The sequence below is a fragment of the Acinetobacter sp. YH12138 genome, assembly GCF_015218525.1.
Lineage (GTDB): Bacteria > Pseudomonadota > Gammaproteobacteria > Pseudomonadales > Moraxellaceae > Acinetobacter > Acinetobacter amyesii.
Genome location: NZ_CP048670.1, coordinates 1564019 through 1580435 on the forward strand (window position 1 = coordinate 1564019; position 16417 = coordinate 1580435).

The 16417-nt window shown below is 40.1% G+C and carries 13 protein-coding genes and 1 pseudogene; 12 read left to right on the plus strand and 2 right to left on the minus strand.

What is annotated here, in order from left to right:
- Positions 1–231 precede the first annotated feature (231 nt).
- The 5 genes and pseudogenes from cysK to G0029_RS07660 all read left to right on the plus strand — a co-directional run bounded on the left by cysK (position 232) and on the right by G0029_RS07660 (position 5156).
- Complete coding sequence (gene cysK / locus G0029_RS07645; protein WP_111884368.1) at positions 232–1230, plus strand: cysteine synthase A; 999 nt, start codon at positions 232–234, stop codon at positions 1228–1230.
- Positions 1231–1855: 625 nt separating this feature from the next.
- Positions 1856–1963 (plus strand): annotated as a pseudogene (locus G0029_RS18560) (cation transporter); the annotation flags it as partial.
- Positions 1964–2056: 93 nt separating this feature from the next.
- Entirely contained in the window at positions 2057–4474 is a 2418-nt protein-coding gene (locus G0029_RS07650; protein WP_413782959.1) for a heavy metal translocating P-type ATPase, read from the plus strand.
- Between the two features lies 1 nt (position 4475).
- Positions 4476–4895, plus strand: coding sequence for a Cu(I)-responsive transcriptional regulator (cueR, locus tag G0029_RS07655; protein ID WP_111884371.1), 420 nt, complete (start codon positions 4476–4478; stop codon positions 4893–4895).
- A gap of 66 nt (positions 4896–4961) precedes the next feature.
- Positions 4962–5156 (plus strand): heavy-metal-associated domain-containing protein, encoded by a 195-nt coding sequence (locus G0029_RS07660; protein WP_078190942.1) that lies wholly within the window; start codon positions 4962–4964, stop codon positions 5154–5156.
- Positions 5157–5221: 65 nt separating this feature from the next.
- Here the strand turns inward: G0029_RS07660 and G0029_RS07665 are convergent, their stop codons facing one another.
- The gene (locus tag G0029_RS07665; RefSeq protein WP_078190941.1) at positions 5222–5827 is read right to left on the minus strand and encodes a TetR/AcrR family transcriptional regulator; all 606 of its coding nucleotides are present in this window, start codon (positions 5825–5827) and stop codon (positions 5222–5224) included.
- Between the two features lie 605 nt (positions 5828–6432).
- On the opposite strand from G0029_RS07665, the gene G0029_RS07670 reads away from it, so the two are divergent.
- The 3 genes from G0029_RS07670 (at position 6433) to G0029_RS07680 (ending at position 11099) form a co-directional block, all read left to right on the plus strand.
- Positions 6433–8211 carry an acyl-CoA dehydrogenase C-terminal domain-containing protein gene (locus G0029_RS07670; RefSeq protein ID WP_180107095.1) on the plus strand — a complete coding sequence of 593 codons (1779 nt, stop codon included), beginning with the start codon at positions 6433–6435 and terminating at the stop codon, positions 8209–8211.
- A 101-nt stretch (positions 8212–8312) separates the two neighbouring features.
- Complete coding sequence (locus G0029_RS07675; protein ID WP_180107093.1) at positions 8313–9482, plus strand: thiolase family protein; 1170 nt, start codon at positions 8313–8315, stop codon at positions 9480–9482.
- 117 nt (positions 9483–9599) lie between these two features.
- Positions 9600–11099, plus strand: a complete 1500-nt coding sequence (locus tag G0029_RS07680) for a succinate CoA transferase (RefSeq protein WP_180054798.1) — start codon at positions 9600–9602, stop codon at positions 11097–11099.
- Positions 11100–11728: 629 nt separating this feature from the next.
- Here the strand turns inward: G0029_RS07680 and G0029_RS07685 are convergent.
- Positions 11729–12430 (minus strand): HAD family hydrolase, encoded by a 702-nt coding sequence (locus G0029_RS07685; RefSeq protein ID WP_180107088.1) that lies wholly within the window; start codon positions 12428–12430, stop codon positions 11729–11731.
- A 190-nt stretch (positions 12431–12620) separates the two neighbouring features.
- On the opposite strand from G0029_RS07685, the gene G0029_RS07690 reads away from it, so the two are divergent.
- The 4 genes from G0029_RS07690 (at position 12621) to tauC (ending at position 16394) form a co-directional block, all read left to right on the plus strand.
- A complete protein-coding gene (locus G0029_RS07690; protein WP_111884376.1) occupies positions 12621–13514 on the plus strand; it encodes a LysR substrate-binding domain-containing protein in 894 nt (297 codons plus the stop codon).
- 181 nt (positions 13515–13695) lie between these two features.
- Complete coding sequence (gene tauA / locus G0029_RS07695; protein WP_180107086.1) at positions 13696–14730, plus strand: taurine ABC transporter substrate-binding protein; 1035 nt, start codon at positions 13696–13698, stop codon at positions 14728–14730.
- Positions 14731–14740: 10 nt separating this feature from the next.
- The gene (locus G0029_RS07700) at positions 14741–15526 is read left to right on the plus strand and encodes a taurine ABC transporter ATP-binding protein (RefSeq protein WP_180109880.1); all 786 of its coding nucleotides are present in this window, start codon (positions 14741–14743) and stop codon (positions 15524–15526) included.
- 1 nt (position 15527) lies between these two features.
- Complete coding sequence (gene tauC / locus G0029_RS07705; RefSeq protein WP_180107084.1) at positions 15528–16394, plus strand: taurine ABC transporter permease TauC; 867 nt, start codon at positions 15528–15530, stop codon at positions 16392–16394.
- Positions 16395–16417: the final 23 nt, after the last annotated feature.

Sequence of the window (16417 nt, forward strand, 5' to 3'; positions counted from 1 at the left end):
TAATACATTGAATAAATAAGACAATTTCTATGGTTTTTTATGAAATCAAATATCATTAATTTTTATAAGTTTAAATTTAGTTAATCAGTTAAATTTATTGCTTGATTTTAGTGCAAGCTTTCACAAAATGCACATAAATATAAGACATTAGCTTAAAAAATCATGCACACTTTGAAAATAATTGTATCATCTAAAGATCGTATTCAATAAATACACAAGGGATAAATAGTCATGACAACAGATTCAGCTTTTCCAGCAACGAGTAATTTAGGTATCGCAGTATATAGTAATAACGCTGAAGCGATTGGTAATACACCTTTAGTTCGTATTAATCGTGCGATTCAGTCAGAAGCAACGGTCTTGGCGAAAGTTGAAAGCCGTAACCCAGCATTTTCTGTGAAATGTCGTGTGGGTGCAGCTCTCATTGCAGATGCAGAAGAAAAAGGTTTATTAAAACCGGGTATGCATATTGTAGAACCTACAAGTGGTAATACAGGGATTGCCTTGGCATTTGTTGCAGCAGCGAAAGGTTATGCAATTACATTAACCATGCCAGCAAGTATGAGTATCGAACGCCGTAAGGTGTTGAAGTCTTTTGGTGCAAATCTCGTATTGACTGAACCTGCTAAAGGCATGAAAGGTGCAGTCGAAGAAGCACAGCGCCTCGTTGCCGAACATCCTGAAACGTATTATTTACCACAACAATTTGAAAACCCTGCAAACCCTAAAATTCATGAATTGACCACTGGCCCAGAAATTTGGGAAGCGACCGGTGGTAAAGTGGATATTTTAGTTTCAGGCGTAGGTACAGGCGGTACGATTTCGGGCATTTCAAGTTATTTTGAAAAAGTGAAAAATCAGCCGCTTTATTCTGTTGCGGTAGAACCTGCTGAATCTCCGATTATTGCCCAAGCGAAAAAAGGCGAAACACTGACTCCTGGGCCACACAAAATTCAGGGGATTGGTGCTAACTTTATTCCAGGTAACTTAGATCTAGACCTTGTTGATGAAGTGATCGGTATTGAAAGTGCTGAAGCGATCGAGTGGGCACGTAAAACGGCTACTCACGACGGTATTTTAGTGGGTATCTCTAGTGGCGCGGCAATGGCTGCGGCGGCAAAACTTGCTGCACGTCCTGAGAATGCAGGCAAAACCATTGTGGTCATTTTACCGGATGGTGGTGAACGTTACCTTTCTTCAGTTTTATTTGAAGATATTAGTGCTGACTAATAGGTCTGACATGAAAAAAAGCCCGTTCATTTGAATGGGCTTTTTTATTGATGATTTTGTTATCTATAAGTGTCTTAAGCCGCGTCTTGATCATCGTTTTTGGCATTTTGTTGTTTTATTTTTCGTTTAGGCGGTTCATATCCTAACTTTCGAGCGATATATTTAAACAGGAAGCCTAAGAGTATGCATATCGTGACAGCAGGGATAACCACTTGAGTGAGCCAAACATCAATATGATCTAGACTCCAACTTAAAATTAAAAATAAAAAAGCACACAAATATGCGCAGTTAAAGCAAATGTTCGACAGTTTGTACATGCGAAAGAGAGTAATTCGTTTGGTGGTCACGAATCTCTATCTTACTGAATAATGAGGAAAAGTGTAGTTTTAATATCAGAAAAATAAACTAATTGAATAATCATTATTCAATATTATTGATTATGTTTTTAAATCTTCGCAATTCTTTATACCTGAAAGAAAAGCCTTGCTGTGAGTCAGAAAAACTTGACCTTCCCATTGTGGTAAAGTTTAAGCTATAGCCTAAAACAAGCACATATGATTGGGATGTTGCCATGACAGATTCGACAGAACGCAAACTTTTTGATGGCACACTTGCTATTGAAGGGATGACCTGTGCTTCTTGTGTGGCACGGGTGGAAAAAGCCTTAAAAAAAGTCGATGGCATCACTGATGCTCAAGTGAATTTAGCCACTGAAACAGCACATGTTCAGAGTGATAAAAATGTGGATTATTCTGCTGTAATTCAGGCCGTTGAAAAGGCAGGTTTTGGCGTTGCACAAAAGCAGCTTGAACTTGAAATTGAAGGGATGACTTGCGCATCGTGTGTTGCACGTGTTGAAAAAGCCTTAAAGACAGTTCCAGAGGTCATTGATGCAAAAGTGAATTTGGCAACTGAAAAAGCCACGATTACGGCATTGGCATCTGTTGAAAATTCTGCATTGGCGAAGTCCGTAGAAAAAGCAGGTTTTCATATTGCACAGCCCAATATTGAATTAAATATTGACGGTATGACCTGTGCTTCATGTGTAGCACGAGTCGAAAAAGCCTTAAATACTGTTGATGGTGTCAATAAAGCAACTGTAAATTTAGCCAGTGAAAAAGCTTTTGTTCAGGCTCCCGCTTCAAAAACACAAGAATTGATCGCGGCAGTTAAAAAAGCGGGATACAGTGCTAGCATTGCTACGCAGCAACAACCGACAATGGCAGAAAAAAAAGCCGACGAAGCTCGGTTACTCAAACGTGATTTAATCATCGCATTGGTACTCGCTGTTCCTGTTTTTATCTTGGAGATGGGATCACATATGATTCCAGCTTTTCATCATTTTATTGCGCATAATTTAGGGACACAAAATAGTTGGTATATTCAGTTTATATTAACCACTTTGGTGTTAATCCTACCCGGAAGACGCTTTTATCAGCACGGCATACCAGCACTTGCGCGACTTGCCCCGGATATGAATTCTTTGGTCGCAGTCGGGACTTTATCTGCTTATAGTTTTTCTTGTGTTGCAACATTTGCTCCGCAATTATTACCGCAAGGTACGGTTCATGTGTACTTTGAAGCAGCCGCAGTAATTGTGGCGTTGATTCTTTTGGGTCGTTTTATGGAGGCGAAAGCCAAAGGTAAAACATCGCAAGCTATTCAATACTTAGTCGGCATGCAACCCAAAACAGCACGTGTTGAGCAATCTGGTAGCTATATAGATTTGCCGATTAGTGATGTTAAAACAGGTATGTTGATTGAAATTCGGCCTGGTGAACGTTGCCCAGTCGATGGTGCTGTAGTGTCTGGGAACAGTTATATTGATGAATCCATGATCAGTGGCGAGCCAATTCCTGTCGAGAAAAAAGCCGGTGATCAAGTTGTCGGTGGAACGATTAACCAAAATGGGGCCTTGAAAATACAAGCCACTGCGGTAGGTCAAGATACTGTTTTGGCACAAATTATCCATATGGTTGAACAAGCTCAGGGTTCAAAATTACCGATTCAAGCTTTGGTGGATAAAGTCACGTTATGGTTTGTACCGGTGGTGATGGCGTTGGCCTTGATCACCTTTTTAGTTTGGTATGTTGTAGGACCTGAACCGAGTTTAACCTATGCCTTAGTCAATGCTGTCGCAGTTCTGATCATCGCATGTCCATGTGCAATGGGTTTGGCAACACCAACGTCTATTATGGTCGGTACAGGGCGAGGTGCAGAGCTTGGAGTATTGTTCCGTAAAGGTGAAGCCTTACAACAACTCAAAAATACTCAAGTGGTTGCAGTCGATAAAACAGGGACATTGACGGAAGGTAAACCGAAACTGACAGATTTTGAAGTCACTGAAACATTTGATAAAGATCGCGTATTTCAGTTATTGGTCTCTGTAGAGCAGAAATCTGAGCATCCGATTGCATATGCCATTGTTCAAGCTGCAAAAGAGATGCAAGTGCAACTTTTAGAGGTTGAGCATTTTGATTCCGTGACTGGTGCTGGGATTCAGGCCGTTGTTGAAGGACAAAGCATTTTTATCGGTGCAGATCATTTGATGCATAAACTTGGTTTAGATACACAAATCTTTTCATCACTAGCGGAACGCATGGGCAATGAAGGGAAAACCCCGCTCTATGTATCGATCGATCAACAGCTTGCTGCCATTGTTGCTGTAGCCGACCCGATCAAAGCTACAACCTTCGCAGCCATTCAAGCTTTGCATGATTTAGGGCTGAAAGTGGCCATGATTACAGGCGATAACCGACATACTGCCACTGCCATAGCACGACAGTTGAAGATTGATCATGTGATCGCTGAAGTAATGCCAGACCAAAAAGTGCAATCTGTACAACAATTGCAAAAAGAACATGGTGTTGTTTGTTTTGTCGGCGATGGCATTAATGATGCGCCTGCACTTGCGCAAGCAGATGTGGGCATGGCGATTGGTACAGGGACAGATGTGGCGATAGAGGCTGCGGACGTTGTGCTTATGTCGGGTAATTTACAAATGGTTCCGACAGCAATCGCACTGAGTACTGCGACGATGAATAATATTCGCCAAAACCTATTTTGGGCATTTATTTACAATGCAGCATTGATTCCTGTCGCTGCAGGTGTGTTATATCCATTCTTTGGCATATTGCTTTCACCGATGTTCGCCGCAGGTGCAATGGCACTTTCATCGGTGTTTGTTGTGTCCAATGCCTTGCGTTTAAAAGCATTTAAAGGGCCAGTTTTTCAGGAGTCTTGAGATGAATATTGGACAAGCAGCGAAAGCATCGGGCATTTCTGCAAAAATGATCCGCTATTATGAATCGATTGGGCTGTTAAATAATGCGCAGCGCACCGATGCCGGCTATCGAGTTTACTCGGAAGCCGATATTAAAACCTTGAGTTTCTTAAGACATGCGCGTGATTTAGGTTTTTCTTCTGAACAAATGAAAGATTTACTTGGGCTTTGGAAAAATCAAAGTCGGCAAAGTGTAGAAGTTAAAGCATTGGCGTTAAAACATATCCAGACCTTAAATCAAAAAATCGCAGACTTACAGGCCATGGTTGAGATCTTGCAACAATCTGTAGATGGCTGTGCCGGTAATGATCAAGCCGATTGTACGATTTTAAATCAAATCGAAACGGGCATGGCTGAGTGCTGCCATACAGCAAAGATTTAAATCCGCTTGACCTTACAATCGTGGCAAGGTTTATAGTGTTGTTATTAGAAAAGAAGGATGAATATCATGAAATTTCGTATTGATAATATGACATGCGGTGGTTGTGCCCGTAGCGTAACAGCAACGATTAAAGACTTAGACGAAAATGCAACGGTCACTATTGATGTAGCTACAAAATTAGTTGACGTTGAATCTAGTGCCAGTGCAGAGCAATTGATTAGCGCTTTAACCGAAGATGGCTTCCCACCTGTGATTGCATAACCTAGATATTGTTTAATGAAAAAAAAGCCGAACAATTGTTCGGCTTTTTTATTTATAAATCAATTCTATACGGCTGAAATTTTATCTGGCGTCATCAGCGCCTGATTAATATATAGCTTGATTAAGCGTTCACGTGAACCGATTGATTTTTGATAATGCGTTGAATTGAGGAGTAGGGATGCACCATAAGTGACCGTCCAAATATAAGATAAATAATCACGTATCGACATTGCGCTTTCAAGTGATTTTAGATAATCACTGGTCATATCCTTAATTTCAATAATACGTTCTTCACGAACACGATAGAGCTCTTCAAATAACTCTTTTAATTTACGTTCATTATTGGTTAAGCGTTCTTCAATGACATGTAATAATATAGTTCTATTAGAATTCAACATATTATAAAGCATATATTGTGAAACATAAGTTTTAATATCATGATTATATTTTTTTGAAATTTCTAATAATCGTTTTTCATTTAAGATAATCAGTTCTAAATATAATTGGTTTTTACTTTTAAAATGTTTATAAATCGTGCCTTTGGCAATATCTAGTTCACAAGCTAACTCACTTAAGGTGATGTCTTGATTATTATCTAATAGCAGGGTTTCTGCCATGGCTAAAATTTTTTCCTTGCGAAGGATAAAATTTTGTTGGCGTACTGAACTCATGATAACTGTTCCATAAACATCTTGAGGGTGAACAAGCCTAGCTTAAGCTAAATCTTGTGAATCTTACATTCCACTATGGTCTCAAATATTACATAAATTGGTTTAAAAATAAACACATTAGTAGAGTGCGTAAAACATATAGAATTCATAGCATAAAATTAATGTCAATAAAACTGAACCCTTGAGGTCATTTTTTTGAAATAAAATTCCATTTTTATTTTTTTTAATTTATTGTCTTTTCGCTTTTACAACAAAAGCAGCATTTAACAAAACGGTCTTGGTTGTTATGTTATTAATACAACCTAAATTAAACATGATTATAGGTACTATTATGTTTGGTTTTAATCAATTACCAATTATAAATTTAGTCAATTCAATAAATTTATTTAATTGTAATAAAATAATGCTGCTCAAAATATCAGGTGGTTATTTTCCACTTGTCGGTAAAAACACGTTATCTATATTCTTTTTAGATATCTATCTGAAAAAACAGATCTTTAAAAAATCCACACAAAATTGATTTGATGATTTTGTGCGGGAGCGTGCAACTTTAAAAAAGTACTTTGTCAAAGACGCTGACAAAGCCTGTAGAAAAGGAAAGTACAATGCCAATATACAATGCGCCGTTAAAGGACATGGACTTCATCTTAAATGATGTATTCAATGCAGATGAGTTCTGGCAGTCAAATGAAAACTTAGCTCATATTGATATGGCGACTGCAAATGCCATTTTAGAAGAAATGGCTAAGTTTTCTAAAAACGTTATTCTAGACTTGAACCGTACTGCAGATGAAGAAGGTGGTGCGCAGTTTAGTAATGGTGTTGTTACTACGCCTACAGGGTTTAAAGACGCTTTTAAACAATTCGCTGAAGGTGGTTGGGTTGGTTTAGGCGCTTCTGAAGAATGGGGCGGCCAAAACATGCCGAAAATGTTGACAGTACTTGCTGACGAGATGATTTGGAGTACCAATCCATCATTTATGTTGTATCCACTACTGACTGTGGGTGCAGGTATGGCGATTAATGACCGTGCTTCGCAAGAGCAAAAAGAAACCTATCTTCCAAAATTTTATACGGGTGAATGGTCAGGCACTATGTGTTTAACTGAACCACATTCAGGGACTGATTTGGGGATCATTAAAACCAAAGCAGAGCCGAATGAAGATGGTTCATTTAATATTACAGGCACGAAAATTTTCATCACCAGTGGTGAACATGATCTGTGTGAAAACATCATCCATCTTGTGTTAGCAAAAACGCCAAATGCACCTGCGGGTTCACGTGGTATTTCATTGTTTATCGTTCCAAAATTCCATGTCAATGCCGATGGCTCAGTCGGTGAACGTAATGCTGTTTCAGCGGGTTCAATTGAACACAAGATGGGTATTAAAGGTTCTGCAACGTGTGTTATGAACTTTGATGGTGCCAAAGGTTATATCGTTGGTAAAGAAAACGAAGGTCTTGCGGCGATGTTTGTCATGATGAACTATGAACGTTTATCGATGGGTATCCAAGGGATTGGCGCTGCAGAATTTGCTTACCAAAATGCTGCACAGTATGCGACTGATCGTCTACAAGGTCGTTCTGCGACAGGTGTGAAATCTCCTGAAAAACCAGCAGACTCTATTTTAGTACATGGTGATGTACGTCGTATGTTGTTGAATGTACGCGCCAATAACGAAGCATCTCGTGCATTTGCTGTGTATGTTGGCCAGCAACTGGATATTACAAAATATTCAACTGACGAAGCTGCAGTGAAAAAAGCCAATGACCGCGTGGCTTTATTGACACCTATTGCAAAAGCCTACCTAACAGATACAGCCCTACAAGCTACTTTAGAAGCGCAAATGTGCTTTGGTGGTCATGGCTATATCCGTGAATGGGGTATGGAGCAATGCATTCGTGACTTACGTATTTCACAGATTTACGAAGGCACAAATGGCGTACAAGCGATTGATTTAATTGGACGCAAAACCACGAAATGTAATGGTGCATTTATTGCCGAATACATTGCTGAAATTCGTGACTTTGCTGCAACCATGGCTGATTCAAAAGTTAAATCTGCAGCATTGCAAGTTTCTGACGAAGTTGAAGCATTAACGCAATTCATTGTAGAACAATCTAAGACCACCCCAGACTTTAGCAGTTCGGTGGCAGTCGATTACCTGCACGCTGTTGGTTTACTCAGCTTCGTTTATATGTTTGCGTGTATTAGCAAAGCTGCGGCTGCAAAACCAGAGAGCTTCTTCCAAAACAAACTGGTACTCGCAGATTTCTATGTTGAGAAAGTTCTACCTGACCTTGCTGCCCGTGCTCAACGCATTAAAGCAGGTTCTGAACTTATCATGCAGCTATCTGAAGAATACTTCACCGCTCAATCTTAAGGTTTCATCGAAACCACTGTGAAAAACATTAAGATGGAAAATCTGAGGAACCAGTCATGGTTCCTTGGGGTTAAAAGATTTAAAACAGGATGAAATAAGAAATGATTGTAATTGTAGATGGCGTACGTACAGCGATGGGTGGTTTTCAGGGTTCACTTTCATCTTGTACAGCCCCAGACTTAGGTGCTGCAGCGATTCAGGCTGTTGTTGCACGTGCAGGTTTAGAACCTACAGATATTGACGAAGTTATTTTTGGCTGTGTATTACCGGCTGGTCTTAAACAAGGTCCTGCACGCCAAGCGATGCGTCAAGCAGGCTTACCAGATACAACGGGTGCCACCACGATTAATAAAATTTGTGGTTCAGGCATGAAGGCAGTGATGCAAGCAGCTGATGCGATTAAAGCCGGTTCTGCTAATATTGTGGTTGCTGGTGGTATGGAGTCGATGTCAAATGCGCCATATTTACTTGAAAAAGCGCGTTCAGGCTATCGTATGGGTCATGGTAAAACCACAGATCACATGTTCCAAGAAGGCTTAGAAGATGCTGAGACAGGTTTATCGATGGGTATTCTGGCACAAGATATGGCAGATAAAAAAGGCTATACCCGTGAACAGCAAGATGCTTTTGCCATCAACTCACTCAATAAAGCCGTTGCAGCGATTCAAGGCGGTTTCTTCAAAAATGAAATCGTACCAGTTACTGTTAAAAGCCGTAAAGGTGACGTCGTTGTTGACACAGATGAACAGCCATTAAGTGCTAAGCCTGAAAAAATCCCAACACTGCGTCCTGCATTCAAAAAAGACGGCACGATCACAGCTGCCAATGCCAGCTCAATTTCTGACGGTGCATCTGCTTTGGTGGTTACATCAGAAGAAACGGCTCAAGCACGTGGTTTAAAACCACTAGCAAAAGTCGTTGCTTATGCTACAAATTCACAGCATCCGTCAGAGTTCACGATTGCTCCAGTCGGTGCTATTGAGAAAGTGCTTTCACAAGCCGGTTGGGATGCACAAGAGGTTGACCTGTGGGAAGTCAATGAAGCATTTGCTATGGTTACAATGCTGGCGATTGATGGATTTAACTTAGATGAAGCAAAAGTGAACATTCATGGTGGTGCTTGCTCACTTGGTCACCCACTAGGTTCATCTGGTTCACGTATTATTGTGACGCTGATTCATGCCTTAAAACGCACTGGCGGTAAAAAAGGTGTCGCAGCACTGTGTATTGGTGGCGGTGAAGCAACAGCAATTGCGGTTGAACTGATTTAATTTGCCTCAATTTATATAAGTAAGCTTTTAGATAAGCAATAACAAACGCTATCTCAGTTCGCTGGGATGGCGAAAAAAGATGTTTATTTTGAGATATTTGTTTTTTGAGATTTAATTATGAATGGTTTAGATCGCATTCGCTTACTCTCCCTTCGCGACAAAGTAATGTCTGCTGAAAAAGCGATTGAGTTAATTCAAGATGGTTCAGTGGTTGGTTTAAGTGGTTTTGGTGGTGCAGGTGAGGCAAAGACGGTTCCATTGGCACTTGCAGATCATGCAGTTTCACATCCTCTTCGTATCACGTTGGCAACGGGTGCTAGTTTAGGAAATAGTATTGATGGTCGCCTCAATGCGGCGCATGCGATAGAACGTCGTTATCCGTATCAGGCAGATCCTGGTTTACGTAAAGCCATTAACGCTGGCGAGGTCATGTATATTGACCAACACTTGTCTGAAATGGCCGATAATATTCGTCATCATAATTTACCGCGCATTAATGTGGCCGTTATTGCAGCGACTGCAATTACAGAAGATGGTCAAGTTATTCCGACAGGTTCATGTGGTAACTCAGCCAATTTCATTGAAATGGCAGATCATGTGATTATTGAAATTGATAATACAATTAACCCAGTGCTTGAAGGTGTACATGATATTTATGTGCCGAAAGCGCGACCAAACCGTGGGCCAATTCCACTGACTCAGGTCGGTGAACGTATTGGTACGATTGGGATCAATGTCAGCCCCGATAAGATTTCAGCTATTGTGTTGAATGATCTGCCAGATACCCAGTTTAAAATGGATGAACCTGATGCTGAAACCCTAGCGATTGCTCAGCATCTGATTGATTTCTTTGAAGGTGAAGTCGCAGCAGGGCGTTTGCCTGAAAATTTAGGCCCGCTACAGTCAGGTGTGGGTTCGATTGCAAATGCTGTATTCGCAGGTTTTGAGCATTCGAATTTTCATGATTTGGAAATGTATTCAGAAGTACTACAAGACTGTACTTTCCAGCTAATTGATTCTGGAAAAATGAAATTTGCCTCAGGCTGTTCAATGACGTTATCTGAGCCTTGCGCACAGCATGTGATGAACAATTTTGATCAGTACAAAGATAAAATTGTGTTACGTCCACAAGAGCTATCCAATAACCCTGAAATCATTCGACGTTTAGGCATTATTGCGATTAATACTGCGCTTGAGTTTGATATTTACGGAAACGTAAATTCGACCCATGTGACGGGTACGAAAATGATGAACGGTATTGGCGGTTCAGGAGACTTTACTCGTCATGCGCACATTGCCATTTTCGTGACTAAGTCGATTGCAAAAGGCGGTGCGATTTCATCTGTCGTGCCAATGGTGAGTCATACCGACCACACTGACCACGACGTTGACATCGTAGTTACAGAGCAGGGCTTGGCAGATTTACGTGGTCTTTCACCACGTGAGCGTGCACGTAAAGTCATTGAAATCTGTGCACATCCAGATTATCGCGCAGCATTGTTGAGCTACTTTGAACGTGCATGTGAGCGTGGTGGTCAAACGCCGCATATTTTAAAAGAGGCTTTATCTTGGCATGCCACTTTTGAAGAAACTGGTTCAATGCGTCAAATCGTATAAATCTAAAGATTGAAAATATTTAAATAAGCCCATGATCAAGTGGGCTTATTTATTATAAAAGACTACAAATGTTTCAAAACATGACAAAAGAAAAACAGCAGGACTTGGTTTGCAACTTTTGCACAACATGAACGGTCTTAAGTTCTCTTCAAGGCTTTCTATAATGCAAAACTCATTGACAAACAAGGTCAGTATTTTGAAAAAGATTCAATTATTTTCTGCGATGTTGTTCGCATTCTCCTCACTGCATGTAAACAAAGTCCAGCGCCTGATTATGCAGGAACATGGCAAAATACCGCAGTAGATCCGCAACTTGAAAATGCGCTGATTATTAGTAAAAATGGTGAAAACTATTTCATTACCAATACTTTAAAAGATAAACAAAGTGGTAAATCTGAAAAGAAAAATCCTGTACCTGCATCTGTCGCTGAATCTGGTTTACTGGCTGTAAACTCTGGTACAGGTGCTGTTGAATTTGCGATTGACGAAAAAACTGGAAATTTAGTCGGGTCTGGATCAATTTATAAAAAAGTAAAATAGATCAATTATCTATTGATGCAAAAATATCAAAAGCAGCCTCTAAGTTGGGCTGCTTTTTTAACTTTAAAGCGAATGTTTTTTACTTTAACTCAGTTCAGAACCGAAGAGAAATCATGGATAAAATAATCCGCTTTATTTTTGATTTGCTCAATTTCGTGCTCTGAATATGCATCATACACGGCAACCACTTCAATGCCTGCTGCATTTGCAGCTTCTACACCAATGAGTGAATCTTCAAAAATTAAACATTCTTCAGGTTGAACGGCAAAATGTTCAATCGCCTGTAAATAGACTTCAGGATGCGGCTTAATATTTTTGACACTTTCACGGGTCAGGATCAGATCAAAGCTATTTTCAAAATGCAGCATTGGATAGATGTTAATATTTTTTTGATATCGATAAATATTTTGCAGGCTGGTCGTGGTGGTAATTGCCACCTGAATGCCTTGCTGAATGAGCTGTTGAACAAATAACGCTGCATGTGGTTTAAGCAAGATGATATGTTCTAAAAAATGCTGTGAAATGGCATATCGTTGCTGTTTGATTTGATCTGCTGTGTGTTGTTCAATCTTATAAGTATCTTTTAGATAGTTACAGTACATTAAGTAAGGGTCTGGTGTATTTTTAAATAATTGCAGCTGAATGTCACGTTCACGTTGAATTAAACCCAGTTGAATGGTTTGTCCAGTTAACTGTTGAATCAAATCTGCGTCGACCTGATTCCACACGCCAACAGAGTCGATAAGTGTGCCATCTAAATCAAAACAAACCAGTTTTTTTCCTTGAAGCATGTTGATATCCAAATTCGTGCTGGGTCTATTATGCGGACTGATTGGAGTGTTGAAAAGCCAAATGCAACTGAGCAGGCTAAACTGGCGTTTCATCTGCAATAAAAGTAATATTTCGTTATTGGCTTTTTGTATAATTCAGCAGATGATGCACAGCATAACTTGCAATATTTAATTAGGGATTAAATCTTTCGTGTTTGAATTGGACTGTAAACTTCTTAGCATTTTTTTTCATGTTTATAAGTACAAAAATGTGTCACAAGCTGCTGAACACTTGCAGATGAGTCAGCCTACAGTCAGTAATATTTTAAATAAAATACGACAGCATTATAACGACCCCTTATTTTTACGTATCGGCAATGAAATGGTGCCTACGGAGTTATCGCGTCAATTATTTCCTTTAGTCAGCGAAGCCTTGAGTAAAGTTGAAGCTATTAATAATTTTACGATTAATTTTGATCAAGCCATTTCAGATCAACAATTTACTTTGGCCATGACCGATGTTTCGCATTTGGTTTTATTGCCTAAAATCAGCCAATATCTAAAAAAACACGCGCCACAAATACGTCTGAATGTACGCCCGATTACCACTGAAACCAGTTATCAGATGGCGAATGGTGAAATTGATTTAGCATTGGGGTTTTTACCGCATTTGGAAAGCGGCTTTTATCAACAAAAATTGTTTGAGCAATATTATGTGGTGATTGCAGCTAAGGATCATCCACGATTAACGGGTGACACCATTACAACTGAGCAATATTTATCAGAGTCGCACATTGATATTGATGCAGGGATGGGGCATTACCATATTGAAAATGAGCTGCTTAACCTTGATTTAAAACGTAATATTTTGATGCGTTTACCTAGTTATTTAGGTGTAGGCTTAGTCGTGCAAGACACTGATGCGATTGCTACTGTGCCGTATTACTTGAGTGAAGTATTGCTTTCGCGCGGTAACTTAAAAATATTTGACGCACCGATTGCATTTCCAACCTATGGCGTGAAGCAATATTGGCATATGTCCTGCCATCATAAAACCAGCCATCAATGGCTACGTCATATGTTCCATGAAATCTTAGTGAAGTAAAAAATATCATTAAAAGATCTCGCGCAGAAAATTGATTGCTAGACGTTTAGTGAATAAAAGCATAAGTATTCCACTAATCGATAAATGCAATTTTGTGATAAATATTGTCAATTAACTTATTTTTCATCATAAAGCTGACTGATTAGTATGTGAATCAGTTATCACTTTTTATGAAAAAAATATGAGCGGCAAATCTAAACCTTTAATTATTACGGCGATCGTCATTGTGGCGATCGCTGCTTTCGTATATTTCCAAGCTAAAAAATCTACTCCTGACACTTCAACGACTGCAATTGCGCAAAAAGAGCAGAAAGCGGTAGTTATTGCCTATCAAACTGGTGTTGATCCGAGCAAAGTGGCGCAGGCCAATGGCGATTATGAAAAAGACAGCCAACAGCCCATAGAATGGAAAAAATTTGATACGGGCGCAGACGTTGTAAATGCTTTGGCATCAGGTGATGTCAGTATTGGTAATATTGGTACCAGTCCTTTAGCTGCTGCCGCCAGCCGTGATTTACCTATTGAAGTGTTTTTTATCGCAGCAAAACTGGGTGCTTCAGAAGCCTTAGTGGTGAGCAATAAATCAGGCATTGAAAAACCTGAAGACTTAAAGGGTAAAACCATTGCTGTGCCTTTTGTTTCTACAGCACATTACAGCCTACTTTCTGCATTGAAGCATTGGAATCTGTCAGAGTCTGACGTCAAAATTATTAATTTGCGCCCGCCTGAAATCTCAGCAGCGTGGGAACGTGGCGATATTGACGCGACTTATGTATGGGAACCTGCTTTAAGCAAGGCGAGTGCCACAGGTAAAGTTCTGACCGATTCTAAGCAAGTTGCAGAATGGGGCGCACCAACCTTTGATGTATGGGTGGTTCGTAAAGACTTTGCAGAGCAAAATCCAGAGTTTTTAAAATCTTTCGTTCAAACTTCTTTAAAGAAAATAGATGAATACAATCAAGATCAGAAAGCGTTTGAAGCGAATACAGCTTATATCAATAGCATTGCGCAATTAACTGGTTCTGATGCGAAAGATATTCCATTACTGCTATCTGGCAATATTTATTTGAACCAGCAGCAGCAAGCCAAAAGCTTCAGCACAGATTTTGCCAAGAATATTTTAGATACAGCGACCTTTTTAAAAGCCCAAGGCAAAGTAGATAAAGTCAAAGCCGATTACAAGGGCAATGTGACAGCCTTATTTGTTCAGCCTTAAGGATGTGAAAATGAGTATCTTAAAAGCGGAAAATATTAGCCTGACCTATCCTGAACAAGAGGTGGCTGTACTAAAAAATATCAATTTAGACGTGCCTGAATCGACTTTAACGGTTGTACTTGGCGAGTCTGGCTGCGGTAAAACGACGCTTTTAAATATTCTGGCGGGTTTTCAACCGGTGAGCGCTGGCCACGTCAAAATCGATGATGAAGTTTTAACAGCTCCAGATGCAAGACGTGCAGTGGTCTTTCAAGAACATGCTTTGCTGCCGTGGCTTAACGTGTCAGATAACGTGGCATTTTCCTTGAAATTAAAAGGCTTAAAAAGTACAGAGATAAAGTCACAAGTTGCATCAATTTTAAACACCGTCGGGCTGTCGCATGTAGCAAATGCCAATATTTGGGAGCTTTCAGGCGGTATGAAACAGCGTGTCGGCATTGCACGTGCGCTGATTAGTCATGCGCCATTTATTTTGCTGGATGAGCCCTTTGCAGCACTCGATGCATTTACTCGAGAAAGTATGCAGGAGTTTGTGCTGAATTTATGGATTAAAGAGAAAAAAGGCTTCTTTTTAATTACACATGATATTGAAGAGGCGCTTTTGTTAAGCAATCAATTGGTACTGATGACAGCGCGTCCGGGGACGATAGTTGAAACGCTCAAGCTGGATTTTGCTGAGCGCTACCGTAAAGGCGAATCTATACGAGCGATTAAGTCTGATCCGCAGTTTATTCAGCTGCGTGAAATGTTGTTTGAACGCTTAAAAGCGCAAAAATTACATGCGGTGGAGTCTTAATATGAATACGCAAATTCAAAAATTAAATAAAGCTCATCTAAGCGAAAATCGTGCAGAAACGGCAACATTAAATAGAAGCACATCTATTTCTATATTTAGAAAAAATTTACCACTTATTGTAAGCATCGGCAGCGTACTGAGCATTTTAGTACTTTGGTTTGCGGCAACCGCTTTGAAAATTATTCCAGATCTGTTTTTACCAAGCCCTGCAGCGGTATGGCAGAAGTTTATTGAAGTCAGCCAGCAAGGTTTTATGAAAGCCACGCTTTGGCAGCATTTGGCTGAAAGTATTGGCCGTGTGTTTAGCGCACTCATTGCTGCCATTGTGATTGGTGTGCCTTTAGGTTTATGGATGGGACTCAACAAATGGGTACGTGCTGTATTTGATCCTTTGGTCGAGCTTCTTCGTCCCATTCCACCGCTTGCATACTTACCGCTTTTGGTGATTTGGTTTGGTATTGGTGAAACCACCAAAGTGCTGCTGATTTTCTTTTCAATTTTGGCGCCAATTATTATCAGCAGTGCACATGGTGTGATCAGCCACCAAAAAAACCGTGAACGCGCAGCATTATCTTTAGGCGCAACGCGCTTGCAGGTTTTGCAATATGTGATTTTACCAACAGCTTTGCCGCACATATTAACGGGTGTGCGTATTGGCTTGGGTGTGGGCTGGTCAACACTTGTGGCTGCAGAGTTAGTTGCTGCTGATCGCGGTATTGGTTTTATGGTGCAGTCAGCTGCTCAGTTCCTAATTACAGATACTGTGATTCTTGGGATTATTGTGATCGCGATTGTCGCGGTAAGTTTTGAGCTATTTTTACGTTGGCTGCAAAAGCAGTTGGCGCCTTGGTATGGCCAACAGCTGTAAACAGATTTAGAGATTGAAGAAGA

Bases quoted from the DNA above. Each gene is read 5' to 3' on its own strand.
- cysK (WP_111884368.1), top strand. From the start codon at position 232: ATGACAACAGATTCAGCTTTTCCAGCAACGAGTAATTTAGGTATCGCA.
- G0029_RS07650 (WP_413782959.1), top strand. From the start codon at position 2,057: ATGACTTGCGCATCGTGTGTTGCACGTGTTGAAAAAGCCTTAAAGACA.
- cueR (WP_111884371.1), top strand. From the start codon at position 4,476: ATGAATATTGGACAAGCAGCGAAAGCATCGGGCATTTCTGCAAAAATG.
- G0029_RS07660 (WP_078190942.1), top strand. From the start codon at position 4,962: ATGAAATTTCGTATTGATAATATGACATGCGGTGGTTGTGCCCGTAGC.
- G0029_RS07665 (WP_078190941.1), bottom strand. From the start codon at position 5,827: ATGAGTTCAGTACGCCAACAAAATTTTATCCTTCGCAAGGAAAAAATT.
- G0029_RS07670 (WP_180107095.1), top strand. From the start codon at position 6,433: ATGCCAATATACAATGCGCCGTTAAAGGACATGGACTTCATCTTAAAT.
- G0029_RS07675 (WP_180107093.1), top strand. From the start codon at position 8,313: ATGATTGTAATTGTAGATGGCGTACGTACAGCGATGGGTGGTTTTCAG.
- G0029_RS07680 (WP_180054798.1), top strand. From the start codon at position 9,600: ATGAATGGTTTAGATCGCATTCGCTTACTCTCCCTTCGCGACAAAGTA.
- G0029_RS07685 (WP_180107088.1), bottom strand. From the start codon at position 12,430: ATGCTTCAAGGAAAAAAACTGGTTTGTTTTGATTTAGATGGCACACTT.
- tauA (WP_180107086.1), top strand. From the start codon at position 13,696: ATGAGCGGCAAATCTAAACCTTTAATTATTACGGCGATCGTCATTGTG.
- G0029_RS07700 (WP_180109880.1), top strand. From the start codon at position 14,741: ATGAGTATCTTAAAAGCGGAAAATATTAGCCTGACCTATCCTGAACAA.
- tauC (WP_180107084.1), top strand. From the start codon at position 15,528: ATGAATACGCAAATTCAAAAATTAAATAAAGCTCATCTAAGCGAAAAT.